At 45.6% G+C, this 21,298-nt stretch carries 16 protein-coding genes; 10 read left to right on the top strand and 6 right to left on the bottom strand.

Translation table 11 applies throughout. The annotated features are described in order from the left end of the window. The first annotated feature begins 47 nt into the window (after nucleotides 1–47). From AAC033_RS02275 to AAC033_RS02245, 7 genes are all read left to right on the top strand, one after another. Nucleotides 48–953, top strand: a complete 906-nt coding sequence (locus AAC033_RS02275; RefSeq protein ID WP_339734932.1) for a phosphate acyltransferase — start codon at nucleotides 48–50, stop codon at nucleotides 951–953. A gap of 1 nt (nucleotide 954) precedes the next feature. Continuing rightward, nucleotides 955–2,046 (top strand): butyrate kinase, encoded by a 1,092-nt coding sequence (buk, locus tag AAC033_RS02270; protein ID WP_339734930.1) that lies wholly within the window; start codon nucleotides 955–957, stop codon nucleotides 2,044–2,046. A gap of 411 nt (nucleotides 2,047–2,457) precedes the next feature. Next, on the top strand, nucleotides 2,458–4,572 hold the full coding sequence (locus AAC033_RS02265) for an amino acid permease (protein WP_339734928.1): 2,115 nt from the start codon (nucleotides 2,458–2,460) through the stop codon (nucleotides 4,570–4,572). Nucleotides 4,573–4,740: 168 nt separating this feature from the next. Then, a complete protein-coding gene (locus AAC033_RS02260) occupies nucleotides 4,741–6,903 on the top strand; it encodes a cation:proton antiporter (RefSeq protein ID WP_339734926.1) in 2,163 nt (720 codons plus the stop codon). A gap of 233 nt (nucleotides 6,904–7,136) precedes the next feature. Continuing rightward, nucleotides 7,137–8,411: a hypothetical protein gene (locus AAC033_RS02255; protein WP_339734924.1), complete on the top strand. Its 1,275-nt coding sequence runs from the start codon at nucleotides 7,137–7,139 to the stop codon at nucleotides 8,409–8,411. Nucleotides 8,412–8,511: 100 nt separating this feature from the next. Further along, on the top strand, nucleotides 8,512–9,984 hold the full coding sequence (rhaB, locus tag AAC033_RS02250; protein ID WP_339734922.1) for a rhamnulokinase: 1,473 nt from the start codon (nucleotides 8,512–8,514) through the stop codon (nucleotides 9,982–9,984). 263 nt (nucleotides 9,985–10,247) lie between these two features. Beyond that, entirely contained in the window at nucleotides 10,248–11,111 is an 864-nt protein-coding gene (locus AAC033_RS02245) for an alpha/beta hydrolase-fold protein (RefSeq protein WP_339734920.1), read from the top strand. Between the two features lie 22 nt (nucleotides 11,112–11,133). Here AAC033_RS02245 and AAC033_RS02240 read toward each other — a convergent pair whose 3' ends face one another. The 4 genes from AAC033_RS02240 to mltG form a co-directional block, all read right to left on the bottom strand. Further along, nucleotides 11,134–11,676 carry a hypothetical protein gene (locus AAC033_RS02240; protein WP_339734917.1) on the bottom strand — a complete coding sequence of 181 codons (543 nt, stop codon included), beginning with the start codon at nucleotides 11,674–11,676 and terminating at the stop codon, nucleotides 11,134–11,136. A gap of 72 nt (nucleotides 11,677–11,748) precedes the next feature. Then, nucleotides 11,749–12,408 (bottom strand): HAD family phosphatase, encoded by a 660-nt coding sequence (locus tag AAC033_RS02235; protein WP_339734915.1) that lies wholly within the window; start codon nucleotides 12,406–12,408, stop codon nucleotides 11,749–11,751. Nucleotides 12,409–12,482: 74 nt separating this feature from the next. Next, on the bottom strand, nucleotides 12,483–13,001 hold the full coding sequence (locus AAC033_RS02230; RefSeq protein ID WP_339734913.1) for a hypothetical protein: 519 nt from the start codon (nucleotides 12,999–13,001) through the stop codon (nucleotides 12,483–12,485). 113 nt (nucleotides 13,002–13,114) lie between these two features. Further along, on the bottom strand, nucleotides 13,115–14,176 hold the full coding sequence (mltG, locus tag AAC033_RS02225; protein ID WP_339734911.1) for an endolytic transglycosylase MltG: 1,062 nt from the start codon (nucleotides 14,174–14,176) through the stop codon (nucleotides 13,115–13,117). Nucleotides 14,177–14,333: 157 nt separating this feature from the next. Between mltG and AAC033_RS02220 the strand changes: the two genes are divergently transcribed. After that, nucleotides 14,334–15,524, top strand: a complete 1,191-nt coding sequence (locus AAC033_RS02220; RefSeq protein WP_339734909.1) for an FprA family A-type flavoprotein — start codon at nucleotides 14,334–14,336, stop codon at nucleotides 15,522–15,524. Nucleotides 15,525–15,732: 208 nt separating this feature from the next. On the opposite strand, the gene AAC033_RS02215 is transcribed toward AAC033_RS02220, so the two are convergent. Next, the gene (locus AAC033_RS02215) at nucleotides 15,733–17,220 is read right to left on the bottom strand and encodes an altronate dehydratase family protein (protein ID WP_339734907.1); all 1,488 of its coding nucleotides are present in this window, start codon (nucleotides 17,218–17,220) and stop codon (nucleotides 15,733–15,735) included. Nucleotides 17,221–17,237: 17 nt separating this feature from the next. Further along, the gene (locus AAC033_RS02210; RefSeq protein WP_339734905.1) at nucleotides 17,238–18,755 is read right to left on the bottom strand and encodes a tagaturonate reductase; all 1,518 of its coding nucleotides are present in this window, start codon (nucleotides 18,753–18,755) and stop codon (nucleotides 17,238–17,240) included. Between the two features lie 1,076 nt (nucleotides 18,756–19,831). On the opposite strand from AAC033_RS02210, the gene AAC033_RS02205 reads away from it, so the two are divergent. Together AAC033_RS02205 and AAC033_RS02200 are read left to right on the top strand one after the other, a co-directional pair. Then, the gene (locus tag AAC033_RS02205) at nucleotides 19,832–20,401 is read left to right on the top strand and encodes an AAA family ATPase (protein ID WP_339734903.1); all 570 of its coding nucleotides are present in this window, start codon (nucleotides 19,832–19,834) and stop codon (nucleotides 20,399–20,401) included. Then, nucleotides 20,370–21,137, top strand: a complete 768-nt coding sequence (locus AAC033_RS02200) for an SGNH/GDSL hydrolase family protein (protein WP_339734901.1) — start codon at nucleotides 20,370–20,372, stop codon at nucleotides 21,135–21,137. The genes AAC033_RS02205 and AAC033_RS02200 overlap by 32 nt, the downstream gene beginning before the upstream one ends. The last annotated feature ends 161 nt before the right edge of the window (nucleotides 21,138–21,298 follow it).

Genomic DNA, 21,298 nt, shown 5'->3' with positions numbered 1-21,298 from the left:
TAAATTCAACTGTTCTTATTGTATTTTCACCTCCATAAAACGAAAGAATGAACGCAAAACATTTAGCCGACCTGGTTTTGTCAGCGAAAGATCGCCCCAAACAACGAATGGTTGTGGTGAACGGCGTGGATGGTCATAGTATTGAGGCAGCCGAGCAAGCCCGTAAACTTGGCATTATTGATGTAATTTTAACAGGCGATCAATCCCAAATTGAGGAAACTTGCAAACAGCTTGGAGTTAATGTGGGAAATTTCGAACTTCTTCATGCCGAAACAGATGAACAAGCAGCCTTGGCTGCCGTTCGGCTAATTCAGGAAGGAAAGGCCAGTCTGGTGATGAAGGGCTTAATTAATACCGATAAATACATGCGAGCCATTCTAAACAAGCAATTTGGTCTGGTTGAGCCCGGAGGTTTGCTGACACATGTTTCGCTGATTGATAATCCGGCCTATCACAAGTTATTAATTGTAACCGATGTGGCGATTATTCCTTTACCAACATTAAAGCAAAAAGAAATCATGATCCGGTATCTGATTCAGGTGGGTCAGAAGTTGGGAATTGCTCTGCCCAAAGTGGCCATGATTGCGCCTACCGAACAGATTATCAAATCAATTCCGGCTTGCGCCGATGCGGGAAGACTGAAAAAGATGGCTCTTGACGGACATTTCCCCGGTGGTCTGGTTGATGGGCCAATGGCCCTGGATGTGGCTCTGGACAAGGAGTCAGCCCGGATAAAGAATATTCAGTCTGACGTGGCCGGCGATGCAGACTGTCTGCTCTTTCCGAACATCGATTCGGGCAATGTTTTCTATAAGACCAATACCAGGCTCTGCCGTTCCGAACAAGCTGCGGTGGTGGTCGGGGCAAAGGTCCCGGCCGTTTTGTCATCGCGAGGCGATAGCGCTCAAACCAAGTTGAATTCCATTGTTTTGGCCACATTAATGACTCGTTAATATGATCAATGAATACCGAATATTAGCCATCAATCCCGGTTCGACCTCGACCAAGTTCGCCGTTTACTATAACGAGGAATGCAAGCTTAACCGAACCTTGCGCCATTCGATCGATGAATTGTCGAGCTACAAAAGCATTTTAAAGCAGTTCGATTATCGTAAGGGGATGATCATTGATGCACTGATGGAAGAAGGTTTTGAGGTGGATAGCCTGAAATATATTATTGGGCGGGGGGGGCTAACTTATCCGTTGGAATCGGGTGTTTATCTGGTCGATAATTTGATGCTGAAACATGCCAGCGAAGGGATTTATGGACAGCATGCCAGCAATCTTGGCCCACTCATCGCCGACTTTATTGCTAACCAGATTCCGGGAGCCAAAGCCTACATAGCCGATCCGGTAGTGACGGATGAACTGGATGAAATTGCCCGAATTACCGGACATCCTGCTTTTGAGAAGCGATCGATATTTCATGCCTTAAACCAGAAAGCAACGGCCAGGCTGCATGCAAAAAAGCTAGGTGCAGCATACGAAAGCCTGAATTTGATTGTAGCACACCTCGGTGGCGGCATTTCTGTGGGCGCTCACAAAAAGGGCAGGGTCGTAGATGTCAACAATGGGCTGGATGGTGATGGCCCTTTTAGTCCGGAGCGGAGTGGGGGTTTGCCAACCGGCCAAATGATCGACTGGTGTTTCGACAGTCAGATGACCAAGTCGGACGTCCGTCGAATGGTGCTTGGCGAAGGTGGTTATGTGGCTTATCTGAAAACAAATAATGCCAAAGAAGTGGAAGAGCTGGCCCGGCTGGGAAACGAAAAGGCCCGGTTGATTCAGGATGCCATGGGCTATCAGGTCGCCAAAACAATTGGTGAAATGGCGGTAGTGCTGAATGGAAATGTGGATGGAATTCTCTTGACAGGAGGCGTTGCTTACAATCAATACCTGACCGATTTTATTGAAAAGAAGGTCGGTTTTTTAGCGCAGGTTTTCGTGTATCCCGGAGAAGATGAACTGGATGCTCTGGCGCATAATGCCTTGCGGGTAGCCCGGAATGAAACGCAGGCTAAGAGGTATAATCCTAAAATGCCTTAATCCTTCCTGCAAAAATATAAAAGGCTTAAATTTGTCGTTTCTGCTATACCAATTAACTTCGAATCGGTTTTATTCGATTGAAAACAGTTGGGACTATTTGAGTTTGAATTTTAACACCCGTTCAACTTGAATGCCAGCACAAAGATTAAGATTTTCTGTCCCTGCCATCTGATTCAAACAGCACGTCGAAGTCCACCCATTGCTTTGTGGTTTGACACAGGTGATGAAATGTTTAGCCTGAAACACCGTTCAGATCTGCCAGCCAAACAAAAGAGCTTTTGAAAGATTTCATCGGTTGTCAGCCAGGATCGAGGGCTAAGTATTCCGAAGAAATTGTATATTTAGGGGATTCTTGCCGGTTAAAAATATGGAATGAGTATAGGATTCGGCAAAAAACCAGAATGAAAAAATATGGCGAATAAGGTACGATTAAATAAAGAGCTGGGCTTGTTTGATGTTTTTTCCATCAGTACGGGGGCAATGTTCAGTTCCGGTTTTTTTCTTTTACCCGGTCTGGCATCGCAGTTCACCGGGCCTTCTGTTTTTGTTGCTTACCTGGTAGCTGGCTTGTTAATCCTGCCTGCCATGTTTAGCATTGCCGAGATATCAACAGCGCTGCCAAGGTCGGGCGGAGCTTATTTTTTTCTCGATCGTAGTTTGGGGCCACTTATGGGCACAATTGGTGGCTTGGGCACTTACCTTGCCCTGGTTTTTAAAACGGCTTTTGCCATTGTGGGGATTGGAGCTTACGCTGCTTTCTTTTGGCAAGTTCCGGTTAAAACCATTGCCATAGCTGGTACCTTTCTGTTTATGGGAGTCAACCTGTTCAGTGCAAAAAATACTTCACGGCTGCAAAACTACTTTGTCATTTTTTTATTGATTGTGCTGGGCACTTTTATTATCGATGGACTCTATCGTGTGTTTTTTACCATTGGAATTGATCAGCCATCAGAGAATAACCACTTCCAGCCGTTTTTAACCCATGGGTTTGAAGGAATGATAACAACCGTTGGTTTTGTTTTTGTATCCTACTTGGGACTAACCAAGATTGCGAGTGTTGCCGAGGAGATCAAAAACCCGGAGCGGAATATTCCTTTGGGGATGCTTTTGTCGCTAGTTGTCACTGGCGTGATCTATGTGCTTGGCGTATTTATCATGGTGTCTATTATCGATCCCACGGAGTTTGCCAAAGACTTGGCTCCGGCGGCTACAGCAGTTGAGCAACTGTTTACATGGATGCCTGGGGATATGGGCGCTTACCTGATGATCGGTGCTGCCATGGCGGCCTTCGCTTCCACTGGCAATGCAGGGATGATGTCAGCTTCGCGCTATCCTTTTGCGATGGGGCGTGACAAACTTTTTCCTCCCGGATTTTCTAAGGTCGGAAAGAAGGGAACTCCGGTGACTTCGATTTTATTTACGACCGGACTAATCATCTTTTTCATCTTGGTTCTTTCGGAAGAAGGAATTGCAAAATTAGCCAGTACCTTCAATCTGATCGTACTGATGCTGATAAATTTTTCCGTGATTGTTTTCCGCAACAGCCACATTGAATCCTATGACCCCGGTTTTAAATCGCCTTTGTACCCTGGCATGCAGATCGCAGGAATTATTATCTCAGTGGTATTGATCATTTACATGGGCTGGATGGCCATTTTATTTAGTGCATTCATCATTTTGGTAGCGGTGCTGTGGTTTAACTACTACGCTAAAGGCAAAGTGAAGCGCGAGGGAGCCATTTTTCACTGGTTTGCCCTGTTAGGAAAGCATCAGCATCCTGATTTGGAAAATGAATTTATGACGATTTTGAAGGAAAAAGGACTTCGTCAGGGAGATCCATTCGATACCACAATCATGAAAGCGCGAATTATCAATGCTGCAGAAAGCATGGATTTTAATGGGCTGGTTGATCATGTCTCGGGGTTATTTTCCAAAGAAATTCATATCAATAAAGATTCGCTCGTTTCAGAATTTCATACCATCTCGGCGATTGATCCTGCACTGGTTACACCCGAGGTTTCGGTGTTGTATGCCAAATATGCCGGTATCGGTGAGCCGTCGCTTCATGTTGTTCGTTCGAAGAAAGGGATTTTAAAACCTGTTGGGAAAGCGGATATTTTATCCGAAGATAATATCAAAGTATTTTTCTTTTTAGTGAATCCGGCCAATGAATCCCGCTTGCAGTTGCGCATGCTGTCTCGCCTGATGAATATTGTGGAACGCGAAGATTTTGTCAAAAGTATGCTGGAACAAAACAGTGACCGCGAAATAAAAGAATACCTGCTTCATAATGAGCGATTTATTACCGTTAAATTGATGCCGCAAACCTTGCAAAGCGAAATGATCGGCAAGCAGCTGAAGGAGATAAAACTTCCTGAGGATGTGCTTGTTGCTCTTGTTGAGCGTGATGCACGGTCGTTTGCCCCTCATGGGTATACCATTTTGCAGGAGAATGATGTGTTGACAATTATTGGTGAACCGCGGTCCATCAAACAATTGTTTGATCTTTATATGAGCACGACCTAGACTATTTTTGGATCATTCTTCTCAATTTTCCATCAACCCATCAAAAAGAAACTTAATAGTCATTATCTGTCTTGAAATAATAACGGACTTGTTTGTATCTTGTCAGCCTGAATGGGAGGGGAGCGGCGAGCTGATTTGTTTGTCTCTCACCTGCAAAAGAACTATTTTATGATCTTATCAAAAGTTTTTGGTTTGAATTTGCCCTTGGAGGATCCGATCCTGATTTTTACCATGATCCTTTTCATTATTCTGTTTTCTCCGATCGTACTAAACAAAATCAGGATACCGCATTTGATTGGATTAATCATTGCCGGAGTGTTGATCGGTCCCTATGGCATGAATCTGATGGCTCGCGACAGCAGTATTGTGTTGTTTGGTACGGTGGGTTTGTTGTACATCATGTTTGTGGCCGGGTTAGAGATTGACTTGGCTGATTTCCGGAAAAGTTTGTGGAAGAGCATTATTTTCGGCGCATACACCTTTATCATCCCCATGGGGCTTGGAATCGCTTCGGGCCTGTATTTACTTGACTTTGGCTGGAATACCTCGATCTTATTGGCCAGTATGTTTGCCTCCAATACGTTGATTACTTACCCAATTGTTAGCAAGTTAGGAATCACCAAGAATAAAGCTGTTACGATAAGTATTGGTGGTACGTTGATAACTACTGTGCTGGCCCTGTTGGTTCTGGCTGTTATTGTACGATTGGAGACCGGCGAAATTTCGCAGACGTTTTGGTTGGGACTTAGCGCGTCGATTTCCGCATTCGTTTTATTCATTATGTTTGTTTTTCCGGTGATCGGACGGTGGTTTTTCAAACGTTTCGATGACAACGTTTCGCAGTATATTTTTGTTCTGGGCATGGTCTTTCTGGGGGCTTTTTTGGCCCAGGTTGTGGGTATCGAAGGCATTGTGGGGGCCTTCCTTGCCGGACTTGCGCTTAACCGCCTAATCCCAAAAACTTCGCCCCTAATGAACCGGATTGAATTTGTGGGAAATGCCTTGTTCATCCCGTTCTTCCTGATTGGAGTAGGCATGTTAATCAATTACCGGGCATTTATCAGCGATTGGGAAACCATTAAAGTAGCTGTGGTTATGACTGTAGTTGCGACGCTTTCAAAATATTTGGCAGCCTGGATCACCCAAAAAACGTTTCGCTATTCCGCCGACCAACGCAGGCTAATTTTTGGCTTGAGCAATGCCCAGGCGGCATCAACTTTGGCTGCCGTGCTGATTGGGTATAATGTTATTATTGGACAGGATCCTTCCGGTGATCCGATTCGCCTGTTGAACGATGCAGTTTTAAACGGAACCATTTTGATGATCCTGGTTACCTGCACAATCGCTTCATTTGTTACCCAAAAAGGCGCACAGAACATTGCACGCGCTGAAAATGTGGAAGAAGATGATAAACCAAAAAATGAAATTGAGGAGCGTATTTTGATTCCGCTGAGCAACGAGCGGAATGTGGAAGAACTGATTAATTTGAGCACGACTGTTAAATCGAAGACTAAGCATAGCAAGCTGATTGCACTGAATGTTGTTACCAGTGGCAACGTAAACGAGTCTGCCGAAAAAGATGCCCAAAAAATTATCGACAAAGCTGTGGTAACCGCTGCGGCAACGGATAATCACCTGACCTCGCTCTTACGTTACGACCTGAACATCGTAAATGGAATTTCCAATGTCGTTAAAGAACATAAGATTACTGACTTAATCATTGGCCTGCATGAAAAGAAGGGAATTTCTGACTCCTTCTTTGGGATGCTGACCGAAGGTATTCTGACTAAATGTAACACCACAACCATGATTTATAAACCCTTTCAGCCCCTGGCGACGATCAAACGGCATGTTGTTGTTATTCCACCGAATGCCGAGAAGGAAATTGGCTTCTTCGTTTGGTTGGTTCGGGTTTGGAACATGGGCGTGAATACGGGGGCTAAGCTGGTGTTTTATTCTTCGGAAGAAACGATGGCCTTTCTCGAACATATGCAGAACGAACAGGCTATTGAGGCGGAGTTCAATCGTTTTACTGATTGGGAAGACTTTTTGGTTTTTAGCCGATATGTGCGGGAAGATGATAATCTGTTGATAGTTATGAGTCGCCGAACACATCCGTCATACAATGATACCATGGTTAAAATTCCGTCCTATTTGAACAAGTACTTTGGTCAGAACAGTTACATCCTGGTTTTTCCCATGCAGCTTGGAGTGGCGGACTATCATTTAATCAACATGCGTAACCCTTCGATGATGGAACCTTTCGTGGAACAAGTTCAGCATCTCGACAATTTCAGAAAAATGATTGGCCAGTTTCTGAAAAAGAAATAGCCTTTCAACCCAGAAATCAGAAATTACGGAATAGATTCCCGATTTCTGAAGAAAAATTCTATTTTTGGTCAAGGGATATGAGATTGGAGAAATTGAAAATTGCGATGAATCCGGAGGCCTTCCGGACGTGATATAGCCATTTCGGTGTGAATACGAATGAATCTTAGGGAGGTAATACATTGATAACCCAATGAAAGAACAGCCTGAAATCGCTTAAAAGAATGGACAATTGGATGAAGTATTTAGTTTCAACTATAACATTGCTAATCAGTCTAAATTTATTCGCTCAGCAAAAAGTCGTAAACTACGATGAAAATGAGGTGCCAAACTATACTTTGCCGCGTTTACTGGTTTCTGAAAATGGCCGGAAGATAAAGAACACCAAGCGTTGGGAGAAGATCAGGCGACCGGAACTTCTGAAACTGTTTGGGCGGGAAGTGTATGGGAAAATTCCATTGGAGATTGAAATTGCTGATGTTATTGTCCACGAAGAGGCAGGTGAGGCTTTTGACGGTTTAGCCATACGCCGGCAGGTTGAGCTGGTTTTCAGAAAAGATGATCAGGAGCTGAGTGTCGAATTATTATTATACCTCCCCAAAGATTCAAACGACGTACCAGTTTTTATTGGGTATAATTTTAATGGTAACCACACCGTGGCCGACGATCCTGATATTCGCCTGACCGAGTCGTGGGTCAGAGATAACCCTTCATTGGGAATCGTGCACAACCAGGTGACGGAACAGTCGCGTGGGGTAAGCAGAGAACGGTGGCCCATTGAGGAGATTCTCGAGGCAGGCTACGGCATTGCCACGATGTATTGTGGTGACGTGGATCCGGACCGCGATAATTTTCAGGATGGGATTCACCCTTTTTCATATCAACTGGGACAATTCCGGCCGGGGTATGATGAATGGGGAACAATCAGCGCCTGGGCCTGGGGACTGACCAAAGCGATGGATTATCTCTCTACCGTTGCTGATGTGGATTCGTCCAGCGTGATTGTTTTCGGACATTCGCGACTTGGAAAAGCGGCCTTATGGGCAGCCGCCCTGGATCAACGGTTTGCCATGTGCATTTCCAATAATTCCGGTTGCATGGGTGCCGCCCTGTCACGTCGCCAATTTGGCGAAACGGTGGGCAGCATTACCAAAGCATTTCCCCATTGGTTTTGCGAAAATCTGAACAAGTACGCTTCACGCGAAGAAAACCTGCCGGTCGACCAGCATATGTTGCTGGCTTTGGTGGCTCCTCGTCCGTTGTATGTTACCAGCGCCACCGAAGATTTATGGGCCGACCCTAAAGGCGAGTTTTTGTCGGCTGTTGAAGCTGGAAAAGTATACCAGCTCTATGACCTTGAAGGTTTACCTGTAAGCGAAATCCCACAGCCCGACAGCCCGGTTTCGGGAACGATTGCCTACCATATCCGCACTGGAGAGCACAACATAACAAGCTACGATTGGCGGCAGTTTATTGATTTTGCGAATAAGCAGTTAACCAAGGAAGAATAATAGGCTCAGGCGAACACTCAGGATTGAGCAGGATAGCTGTGTTAATTATTTTCCATTCATTTGATTCTTATTCGGATAAAATCATCTAACGCAAAAACATATGAAGAAAAATCACTTTCTGGCTTTCGATCTGGGCGCATCAAGCGGACGGGCAATTTTAGGGACTCTTGAGAACGGCAATTTGGAGCTTACCGAGGTTCATCGTTTTGAAAACCAAATGCAACAAGTCAACGGTCATTTCTTCTGGAACATTTTCAGTTTGTTTAATGAACTGAAAACCGGCTTGAAAAAATGCATCCAGGAGCATCGGATTCAGCCCGATTCGATTGGTGTAGACACCTGGGGCGTCGACTTTGTACACTTGAATAAGGAAGGCATGATTATTTCCCTGCCTTTTGCCTACCGCGATTCGCGCACCGACACGGCGATGGACGACCTTTTTCAATTGATTCCGAAAGAAGAGGTTTACCGGCAAACGGGTATTCAGTTTATGCAGTTTAACAGTCTGTTTCAGTTATTTTCGATGGTGAAAGATCAATCGTCGTTGCTGGAGATTACCGATAAAATTTTGTTTATGCCCGATGCGCTGAATTACTTATTTTCGGGTGAAGCAGTGACTGAATTTTCGATTGCCAGCACCAGTCAGATGATTGTGCCGGGCAAAACGCAATGGCAGGCAGACTTGATAGAAAAAGCCGGAATTTCTACTTCCATTTTAACCGATTTAGTAGATCCGGGCACCATTATCGGAAAAATCAAGGCGGATGTCGCCAAAGAAACCGGAAGCACGCAGGTGCCGGTGATTGCGGTTGCGGGTCACGACACGGCCTCGGCAATTGCTTCTGTGCCTGCAAGCGACAAGAACTACGCCTACATCAGTTCGGGCACCTGGTCACTCATGGGGATTGAAAGCGACAAGCCACTGGTTTCGGAAAAAACCCTGGCAATGAATTACACCAACGAAGGCGGTGTGGAGGGAACCACGCGATTTCTGAAAAATATCATGGGCATGTGGCTCATCCAGGAGTGCCGCCGGGCCTGGATTGAGGGTAAAGCATACAACTGGGATGAAATGGTGCAGCTGGCCATAGATGCCGAGCCTTTTCGGTTTTTGATCAATCCCGATGATGCCGTGTTTTTGAATCCAGGAAATATGCCGGAAGCCATTACCGATTATTGTGAAAAAAGCGGGCAGGGGACACCGGATTCCCATGCGGGCATTATTCGTTGCGTGTACGACAGTTTGGCTTTGAAATACCGATACACCTTGGAACAAATTCGCACCGTCAGTGAACTCCCCATCGAGAAAATTCACATTATTGGTGGCGGGGCGAACAATCGCTTTTTGAATCAACTCACTGCCGATGCTACCAAGTTGAAGGTCATTGCCGGCCCTACAGAAGCAACGGCCACCGGAAATATTTTGGTGCAGGCCAAAGCTATGGGAGCATTGCATTCGCTTGCCGAAATGCGCGAAGTCGTCCGCAACTCATTCGAAGTCGAGGAGTTCCTTCCGAATCCCGACCTGGATTGGGATGAAGCCTATGAAAAGTACAAAAGCCTCGTGCAGTAATTTATTGCCGGACGCCTTTTGACGCAGCATAATGCCTTTTTGAGGTGGATGCGTCCCTTTTCAACGCTTTTTATTAACAAAGACTTGGGTTATCCCCCCAGCGTATCTGATTTAAAGTCCTCCGGGTATGCCGCTTTGATGAGTTTGAGTGCCGTTTTGTACTGGTTTTTTTTGTGTTTTCGCCGGTTGTGTCGCGTTTTGCAATGGTTTATTCTGTCCCGAAGTTGTATCTTTAGTTCCTTGAACCAACGAAATAAGATCCAATGAAGAAACTGTTCTCCATCCTGACCCTGTGCATCGTCTCCGCTTCCGTGTTTGCCCAAGCGGGAAAAGTCTTCGACAAGCTCACCATGAAAAGCGAAATCCTGAAAATGGACCGCCACTTTGCTATTTATCTGCCACCCGATTATGAAACGTCGGAGCGGACTTATCCGGTACTGTACTTGCTGCATGGCGCTGGTGACGACCAAACGGGATGGGTGCAGTTTGGCGAGGTGCTGCGCATCACCGACGAAGCCATTCGAAACGGTTCGGCCACCGCGATGATCATCGTAATGCCCGATGCCAATACCAGTAAGCGGGGGTATTTTAACGACATCCAAGGGGAGTGGCGCTACGAGGATTTCTTCTTTGAAGAACTGATGCCCCACGTTGAAAAGGAATATCGGATTAAAGGAGACAAGCGCTACCGAGCTGTTGCCGGCCTGTCGATGGGTGGTGGCGGAACCTTGATGTATGCGCTTCATCATCCGGAACTATTTTCATCGGCCTGTCCCCTGAGCGCCGCAACCGGGCCGCTTTCTAAAGCCGATGCGCGGAAGTACTTCGAACGCTGGGGTCAAACCGGTGCCTCGGATGCCGAGATTGAAGCCTACTATGAGCAACACAGCGCCTTGGTCTTGGTTGAGAATATGCCTGACGACCAGAAAAAGGCCGTACGCTGGTTGATTGATTGTGGCGACGATGATTTTTTGTATGAGGGCAATTCACTGCTGCATATCGCGATGCGAAAAAAGGAAATTCCCCACGAATTCCGCATCCGGCAGGGAGGACATACCTGGACTTACTGGCGCGAATCGTTACCAACAGTCCTTTCGTTTGTGTCCGATGCTTTTCACCAATACTGAAACGTCTGCTTTGTTTTCGTTGCTAGTGGTTCTGTCCGCTATTCAGATTGGCCATGTGGTTGATAAATTGCTTTTCTTTTTCGACCAGCTTATTTTTAGTTTCCACAATTTCGCTGATATCGTCAACGATCATCAAAATATACCGGTCTTTTTGGAAATGAAAAGACCGGGTTGAAAACTGGAGGTGTTTTAAGACTTTCTTTCCATCATTCATATAAAATTCGCGTGCGATATGCTCTCTATAAACCGGTTTATTTTCCGAGTAGGAAATCAATGCGGCCTCGCGTAGCGGACAACGGTTACAGTGGGGTGTTCGCCCGCAGTCTTTCATTTTCTCCACTTGATATGCGCATCCGATGGCTTCGCCGCAGCGGACATATTGGATGTCCTCTGCCTTATTTCTTAAAAAAATAGCGGTTGTCGCGTCGTTAAATGCCTGTAAGCGCATGTCTTTGTCGAGAAGTAAAACACATGAGTTAATGTTGTTTAAAACCAGGTTGAGGAAGTCGGGCGAGCTTTTCAGGAACGCAAAGCTTACGTTGGTCATGCTGATTCTATGGTTCATGGGATGTGGGTTTTCTTTTGAATAAAGTTAGGTCATTTTTATGGTTGAGCCAATAGGTTCGGCTAAACCTGGCTAAGTTGATTCAAACCACCCTCTGATTGGATCGCGAAAAGTGCGGATGACTTCGTGCCCAAACTGGCCGTAGTCTGTTTGGGTTGAATTGACGATGATGATTTTTCCGGCACCTGCATTTTCCGCTGCTTTTATCCCGGCAATGGAATCTTCAAAAATCAGACACTCTTCGGGTTTCAGTTGCAGCTTTTCCATGGCTTTCAAAAAGAAGTCGGGATTGGGTTTTCCCCGCATGGAACCATCATCGTAAACCACCTGTTCAAAATCAAACCAATGGTGAAGATCGAATTGCCGAAAAAAGAAACCTACATTCTCTGGTCCCGAAGCGGTGGCGATGGTGTAACGGAGATTATTCACTTTTAGGAATTCGAATAATTCGATGGCTCCGTCGGCCAGGGGTTGTTGCTCTTTCACGCAGATGTCGCGGTATAGTTGTTCTTTTTCGTCGATAAATCGTTCGAGTTCTTCCGGCTCAATTGCCCGGTTTAACAAGCCGGTGAAAATATCTCGGTTGTTCTTTCCGTGAATTTTTTCGTTTTTCTCCTGGTCGGTCAGTTCAATCTGGTGGTTTTCCAGAAACCGATCCCAGGCCGTGTTATGGAAAGGTGTATCCCAAAATAATGTTCCGTTAAAATCAAAAATTACTCCCTTGATTGCCATGATCATTTATTTTATTAGTTGCGCTCTGCAAACTGTTTTATTGAAGTTCCAAAGATAAGAATTGCCGGGTTTAATTACTTCTTTTTGAACAGGCGAATCAGCTCACCAACGGTTGTGGTAAGGCCGGGATTTGTTTTCTGAGGGTTGTAAGGATTATCGTAATTACCCCTTGCGGTTTGTGCTTTACCATAACCCAGATTTTGAAGCTCGCGGTTAAGTTTTTTCATGTTTTGCTCAAAATTGTGGTAATCCCGTTCAAAGCCTCGTGTGGCAACTGCATCAAGCTGGTAGGTGCGGAAGCCGACATAGATTTTGTTTGCGCCGGCTTTTAGTTTGTTGGCGTGTATCACACGTGCCTGTAAGGAAATATGATTAATCATCAGCGAGTCGCCTTCTTGTGCAAAAATGGTAAAACGGCCGGTGCTGTCGGTTGCTACAATCTTGGTATCGCGGTAATTGATCAGATGGGCATTTTCTGCCGGAACGGAGTCTTCAGAGAAAATAAAACCGGTGAAAACAATGGTTTCGGGGACTTCCTGACCAGCGACAGGTAGGATGCTGACCAGGAGGAAATAAAGCAGGAGGAGCCTCATCGTTTTTTGATCGTAAAGCTACATCCTGGCTCTGTTAAGATTCTTTAATTCATGATAAGATTAAAGAAAGAGTCTTAAATAGCGTTAAAAGCTGTTGGAAATTGACGCGCCTCTTACTTCCATATTTTGTTCGCATTTAGTGCTTCCTGGTAACGATGGGCATTGATGTTGTGCTCGCGCAGGGTCTTTGCGAAATTGTGGTAGCCATTAAATTCGTCGCTGGCGCACATGTATAGGTAGGCGTGTTCTTCGGCGTTTAGCACCGCCTCAATGCTCGATATTTCGGGGAAGTTGATTGGCCCCGGAGGTAATCCGGCATAAATGTATGTGTTGTAAGGAGAATCAATTTTTAAGTGGACGTTGAGCACCCGCTTGATTCCGAAATCGCCTAAGGCAAACTTGACGGTAGGATCTGCCTGCAACAACATGCCCCGCTTGATCCGGTTGAGATAAAGGCCCGCTACCCGCGCTTTTTCATCGGCCTTAATGGTTTCCTCCTGAACGATGGATGCCACGGTTGATACTTCGACAGGAGTTAACCCAAGTGCCTCGGCTTTGGCAATCCGGTCAGCGTTCCAAAAACGCCTGTATTCCGACGCCATGCGGTCCACAAATTGCTCCGGACTTGTGGTCCAGTAAAATTCGTACGTATTCGGAATGAACATGGCGTGAAAAGAATGTTGGTCGAACCCGTGTTTGCTGATTACCATACTGTCATTCAGATACTGGAGTAGCTCCAGCGAGTCGGGTTCAATTTTTCGCGCAACCGACCCGGCCAGTTGATCGATAAAACGCAGGTTGTTGAAAGTGACCGTTACCGGTTCCTGGTCGCCCGCCCGCAGCCGGTTCACAATTTCGTTGGTGTTCATCCCCTTTTCAAAAACATACCTCCCGGCTTTGATATTGGACGGATACTTTTTCTTTTTAGCCACCCATCGAAAAGCCTTTTCATTTTCAATAATGTCGCGCGAATTCAGCGAATCCAGCACATCCTGGTAAGTGGCTTCCTTGTCAATGGTGATACTTCCGGGGTGGTCAATGTTTTCTTCGAAGACATATTGAAAAAGCTGGTAGCCTCGCAGTCCGGCAATGATGAAGGCGACGGCAAAAATAATGATCAGCCATTTATTGAGCTTTGGAAAAAGATGCAAGCGATTATTTGAGTTTACATTCATGTGTTTTCAATTTGAGCTACAAAAATATACTTTTCTGCGGTTTTACAGTTGTGTGAGTTTTACCTTAATTTTTAAAGAATTGAAAACAGTCGGGCACCGATCTAAGCGAAAATCTGTATTTTCGTGGCCGGAAGTCATTCAAAAAAAATCGAAAATTATGCATCAGGTTAAACTTGCTGAAAATATCTACTATCTGGGTTATAACGACCGCAGGACCAATTTGTTTGAGAATATCTGGCCCATTCCGCATGGCGTTTCATACAATTCCTATTTGATTGTGGATGAGAAAATCGCTTTAGTTGACACCGTTGAGCGCCAGTTTATTGACGATTACCTCGACCAGATTGAGGAAATTATTGGCGACCGGCAGGTTGATTATTTGATCATCAATCACATGGAGCCCGACCATTCGGGAGCAATTAAAGCTGTTAAAACCAAATATCCAAACATCACGTTGGTTGGAAACAAAAAGACCTTCGGATTTGTAGAGAGTTTTTACTTCAAACCAGACAATACCCTGGAAGTATACGATAACGACACCCTTGATCTCGGAAAGGTCAGGCTGCAGTTTCAGATGATCCCGATGGTTCACTGGCCCGAAACAATGGTTACTTACGATGAGACGCATAAAATCTTGTTTTCGGGCGACGCCTTTGGAAGTTACGGAACGCTGGATGGTGGTGTTTTTGACGATGAAATTAACCTTGATTTTTACGAAGTGGAGATCATGCGTTATTTCACCAACATTGTCGGAAAATATTGTCCGCACACGCAACGCGCCATCAAAAAGTTGGCACCGCTCGACATTCAGATGATTGCCGCTACTCACGGGCCCATTTGGCGAACTGATCTGGACTGGGTGTTGAGCCGTTACAACAAGTGGAGCACCTATGATACAGATAAGGGGGTGATCATTGTGTATGGCTCGATGTATGGAAATACGCAAAAAATGGCCGAGGTGATTGCCCGCCAGCTAAGTGAGCGCGGCATTAAAGACATCCGTGTGTACGATTCGTCCAAGACTCATGCTTCGTACATTATCAACGATATTTTCAAATACAAAGGTTTTATTGTCGGAAGTTGTGCCTACAATAATGCCATGTTCCCGAATGTGCAGACCTTGCTGACCACCATTGAGCACATGGGCATTAAAGATCATTACCTGGGTGTGTTTGGGAATTTCGCATGGAACGGGGGCGGTGTAAAGAACCTGGTGAAGTTTGCCGATAATATTAAATGGGATTTGGTGTATGAGCCGGTAGAAGAAAAAGGTGCCCTGAAAAAGGATAAATACCAGCAATGCATTGAACTAGCCAATGCCATGGCTGATAAGTTGCTGGCGGAATAAAGGGCTAGTGTTGAGTCTCCGTAATCAGTTTTTAGTAGTCATCCCGGGCTTGTTTCGGGATTCTTAAGCGGACAGAGCTATTGAACTCCTTCGCAGCTATTCAGAATACACAACTCTAAAACACAAAAACCCTTCGGCATGCCGAAGGGTTTTTTTACTACTACTACTCAATTACTACTAACTACCCCTTCCCGAGGGGATATTTTAATTATAAGGTTATTCCGGTTTTAAAGATAGCAATTTCTTTGAACCCGCTAAGCTCATGCTTCAACTTTTTGCCCTCGGCAATGTTTATAATTTCGTTAAATAATTCGTTTGTAAGTTGTTCCATGGTGCAATCTTCAAGCAGTTTTCCGGCATTAAAGTCAATCCAGTTTCTTTTCTTTTCGTAAAGCGCCGTGTTGGTGGCAATTTTCATGGTGGGCACAAAACTGCCAAACGGAGTTCCGCGACCGGTGGTGAATAAAACGATTTGACATCCGCTAAAACCAAGGGCTGAAGCGGCTACCAAGTCGTTGCCGGGCGACGAGAGTAGGTTGAGTCCGTTTTTCTTCAGCGGCTCTGCATAGCTCAATACATCAACAATGGTGGCGGTTCCCCCTTTTTGGGTACAGCCCAGCGATTTGTCTTCGAGCGTGGTAATGCCGCCCTGCTTGTTTCCGGGCGATGGGTTTTCGTACACCGGCAAATCGTGTTTGATGTAGTATTCTTTGAAATTGTTAATCAGGCTGACGGTTTTTTCAAATACTTCCTGATTTTCAGCACGTTCCATCAGTACTTGTTCAGCGCCAAACATCTCGGGCACTTCGGTGAGGATGGTGGTTCCACCTTGCGCGACTAAAAAGTCAGAAAAAGAACCTACCAGCGGATTGGCTGTAATGCCGGACAGTCCATCGGAGCCGCCGCACTTCAGGCCGATCTTCAGTTCCGAAACCGGGCATGCTGATCGTTGGTCGTAGCGCATGGTTTCGTAAAGCTCCTCCAGTAGTTTCAAGCCTGCTTCCACCTCATCTTCCACTTCCTGCGCTACAAGGAACTTGATCCGCTTGTCGTCGTAGTCGCCAATGAATTTTTTCAACTGGCTGATCTGGTTATTTTCACAGCCCAGCCCCATCACCAACACACCACCGGCGTTTGGGTGATTGATCAGGTTGGCCAAGGCCTTTTGCGTGTTTTCATGGTCGTCGCCCAACTGCGAACAGCCGTAGCTGTGCCTGAAAACCTGCACATTGTCAATATCCGTTGCTGGGTTGCCAGCTTTAAACTGGCTGATGATCAAATCGGCCTGCCCATTCACACAACCAACTGTTGGCACAATCCATAGCTCGTTTCGAACGCCAACCTGGCCGTTTCTCCTGCGGAAACCCTGGAACGTTAAGTCCTGTTTTTCGTGTTGAAGGGTGTTCAGCTTTTGGTTGAAGGTGTATTCCATGGTGCCCGAGAGGTTGGTCTTCGCGTTGTGCACATGAACATGTTCACCCGGTTGAATGGCTTGGGTGGCATGCCCAATCGGGACGCCATATTTAATCACGTCTTCGCCTTGGTCAATGGGTCGCAGGGCGATTTTATGCCCGCGGGGCACTTCTGCCGAAATCGTGAGTTGTTGTTGATCCACTTCAAGAATCTCTCCTGCTGAAAAATCTTTTAGGGCGATCACCACATTGTCCAATGCATGAATTTGAATCGAATTTGCCATCGTTTTTTTGTTTCGTGTTATGAATTTGCAGCCAACGCTCGTTTGGCTTTTCCCTCTATGGTCATTTCCATCAGTGGGTTGCTTTCGCTTAATACGGCTTTCACCGCTTTTTTCATGCCAACTTGCTGAATCAGGAACAGGTAGTGGCTGACGGTAATCGTCAGGTTTGGAATCTCATTCAGATTTTGCTTCCAGACTTTGTCCAGGCTCAATACTTTTTCAACCAATTGGTAAATCGAAATTGGCCGGCCATCGCAGGCAGCCCAGGCTTCCTTGTAAAACTCCAAAATCCACTCGTCATCCTGAATGTTGTAGCACTTGCCTTCGGTTTCACCTTTAAAGTAGGCAATCATGGCGGCCAGGGAGAAAACGAGCTTTTGCGGAAGCATGTCGTGCGCTTTCACAAAGTTGAGCAGCGAGGGGAGGTTGCGTGTTTCCCACTTCGACATAGCATTGAGCGCGATGCTTTGCCACTGGTGCCGGATATAAGGATTGGAGAAGCGCTCCAAGATTTTGCCGGCAAAATTTTTCAGTTCTTTCTCCGAGCCATCCAGTACCGATAGAACTTCGTCGTAAACCAGCTCCTTCATGAAGTTACCGGTTTCGAGGTTTTCATAGGCTTCGCGAACAGTCTCAATTCCGCTCAGGTACGAAACGGCGTAGCTTCCGGTGTGGCATCCATTCAGCACCTGCACTTTCTGCTCGCGGAAACGGGTCATGTCTTTCACGAATTTCACATCGAGTCCGGCTTTGGCAGCAGGGAATTCATTGGCCACCCACTCGGGCGCTTCAATCACCCACAGGTGAAAATATTCGCCCACAACCACCAAATTATCTTCGCAACCCAGCTCGCCTTGAATTTCTTTGATGTCATCCTTTGGGAAGCCCGGCACAATGCGGTCAACCAGCGTATTGCAGAAAGCGCAGGCGGTTTCTGTCCATTGGATGAATGCTTCGCCCAGGTTCCAGTTTTTGGCATGTTGCAAAACGTATTTTCTCAGCATATCGCCATTGCGGTCGATCAGCTCGCAGGTAAAAAAGATCAAGCCTTTGTCAGCAGCGCCGTCAAAAGCCTTGAAACGTTCGTAAAGCAGTGCCGTTACTTTGCCTGGAAAGGAATTCTGCGGCTGCATGTCCAGCGTATCGGCCGGATCAAAGGTGATGCCAGCCTCCGTTGTGTTCGAAATCACAAAACGTAAATCCGGGTTAAGAATCGATTCTTTGTAAGCGTCGAATTCTGTGTAGGGGTTGATCCCCTTATTCAAACATTGAATGAATTCGTATTCTTTAACTGGCGCACCATTTTTAATCCCTTTCAGGTAAACATGGTATAAGCCGTCTTGCTGGTTAATCAAGTTGATCATTCCACCCGGAAGAGGCTGAACGACATCGATTCCGGTGTTGAAATCAATTTCATTGTTCATTTTTTGAACCATCCAGTCGGCAAATGCCCTTAAAAAGTTTCCTTCGCCAAATTGCAGGATCCGCGTAGGATATTGTGCTGCGTTTTTAACGGTTGATCTGTTCAGTTTCATATCTAGTCTTTTTCAATTTGAAGTTCCCGTTGTCGTACACGGAATTTGTGTTTAAAAAAACCGTGTTCGCACACGATTTGATCGGCGAAAGTATAATTATTTTCGAAATCCGCCTAATGAAAGGCATAACCCGCACGTTAAATAATTATTAACCAGTCTATTTTAGATTGATTCTAAATTTCGGGATGGAATGATGTTCGCTGAATTATTTTCTGTTCAACTCGTACGGCGATTTTAACTCACTGATGCTGTAGAATTGAAGAAATTACCAGTGCGTGTCATGCTGGCAGATGACTAAAGGGTGAAGCGTTTTGATCCGGGAGGTTGCCAGGATTCTGTTCGGGAGTATACAGTTATTCCTTCGCACAATTGTTTCGACCGTGAAACTGTCTTGCTAAGGAATGGATGGTCATGCGAGTTATCTGCATGGCGGTTCTTGTCGCGAAGTGGATTTAGAACTTGATAAACACACCAGTTAGGAGCTTCACCCTGCTTTTTTCGCTCAGGTCGCCGGCCAGTTCAAGACCAATGGACAAAGACACATGCTCGCTAAAGACATTTGCTTTCCGCAGCTCAACTGGCAGCACAAAGCAGGTTTCATATCGATCAGAGTACTTGTAGCCGATTCCCCAGGAAAGAGCGCGTTCTTTTACAGGGATATCATTCCGGATGAGGAACGTATAGCTGGCACCCTGAACTTCCAGATGATTCCTTTCTACTTGAATTTCAGGAAAAATTTATTGGTGATGAATAGACTTAACGATAGACGATCTCCGTTATGAAAGCTGACTTTTGTTTGTTTTTCTTGACATAAGGCGCTTAATGATCGTATTGCGAATAGCATCAGCAATGAGTACTTTTTTGTCATTTTGTTTTTTTTCGAGATTGATATGGGTGATTTCTGTATTTTGCAGTTTGTACTCCAAAAATATAAAATAATCGAAGAGGTGACGATTGTATGTTTTTTGAATAAAATAGGCTTATTAAAATTAATTCCAATAATCGTGTTGCTTGCTTGCTGATAAATTATAGGCGAAACGTAGTTCTATTCGCGCAACAAATTTTATTGAAAGGCGATGGAGAAATGGATTGTTATTATTACAGGAGGTCCTGGATTCGGCAAAACCAATCTTGTAAACGCGTTCGGCAGAACCGGGTACCGGGTTGGGGGAGAAGTTGCCCGCGAATTGATTGACGAGCAGTTGTCTGTCGGAGGAGAGAGCTTGCCCTGGAAAAACGGGAAGGCTTTTCAACAAGAAGTGATCAGGCGCCGAATAGCTTTCTTTAACGCTGTGACCGAAGGTGAATTGGCATTTTCAGACCGCGGAATACCCGACCAGCTGGCTTTTGCACGGTATCGTGGATTTCAGAATCCTCGGGTATTGGTTGAAAATGCTAAAAAATATCGCTACTTTCCGGTGGTGTTTGTCGCGCCACCCTGGAAAGAAATTTACCGGCAGGATCAAATAAGAACGGAGTCTTTTGAAGAAGCGTGCCAGATACACGAAATGATCGTTCAAACATACCATGAGCTGGAATATCAGTTGGTTGAATTACCACTGACGACTGTTTCGAAGCGCATGGAATTTATTCAACAATATCTAACAAAGCTAAATGATGAGTTTAACGAGAAGAAGATTTTTTAGGCGTTCGGTGGTTCATGCTGCCGGAATCGCCAGTATCCCCATGATTTTGTCGGCTACTTTGCCCGAAAAGAAAGAAAAAAAGAAAGACCGGTTTTCTATTTTTCCAGGTGATGGAACCGTGCTCTTTCAGGGCGATTCGATAACCGACGCCGGACGCAACAAGGAGCGCCAGTTGCCCAACGACGCCAGTTCGTTCGGAAACGGTTATGCCTTAATGGCCGGAGCCAGCTTGCTGGAGAAACTGGCTGGTAAAACGCTAACGATTTACAACCGCGGAATTAGTGGAAACAAGGTGTACCAGTTGCGTGACCGATGGAACGAAGATTGCCTGGATCTGCAACCCGACGTGCTGAGTATTTTAATTGGTGTGAATGACTACTGGCACAAGCGCAATGGAAATTACGATGGAACACCTGAGGTGTATGAAACTGATCTTCGGGCTTTGCTGAAGCAGACCAAAGAGGCGCTTCCGAACGTGAGACTGGTGATTTGTGAACCTTTTTCAGTGCCCGGCGGAACAGCCATAGGCGAGGGCTGGATGGATGAGTTTGCTCCTTATCAGAAGGCGGCTAAAAAGCTGGCTGAAGAGTTTGACACTTTTTATGTGCCCTACCAGCAAATTTTTGAGGAAGCATTGAAGCATGCTCCTGCTGCTTACTGGAGTCCCGATGGGGTTCACCCATCGATGGCCGGTGCTCAACTCATGGCCAGCGCCTGGCTAAAAGTGGTGAAGTAGAATCATCGAGTTATTTTGAGGAGGCTTTGTGACAATGCGTTGGTGCATGGTTTGCGGGCATAAGATGTTATAGCGAGGTCGGGGAAATCCCGGCCTTTTTTTATTGTCTTTTTCCGGATGATTGTTTCATGAATAATTTAGTCTATTTTACCTCTATCTTA

The sequence above is a fragment of the uncultured Sunxiuqinia sp. genome (assembly GCF_963974515.1).
Lineage (GTDB): Bacteria > Bacteroidota > Bacteroidia > Bacteroidales > Prolixibacteraceae > Sunxiuqinia.
This window is presented reverse-complemented; position numbering and strand designations above follow the sequence as displayed.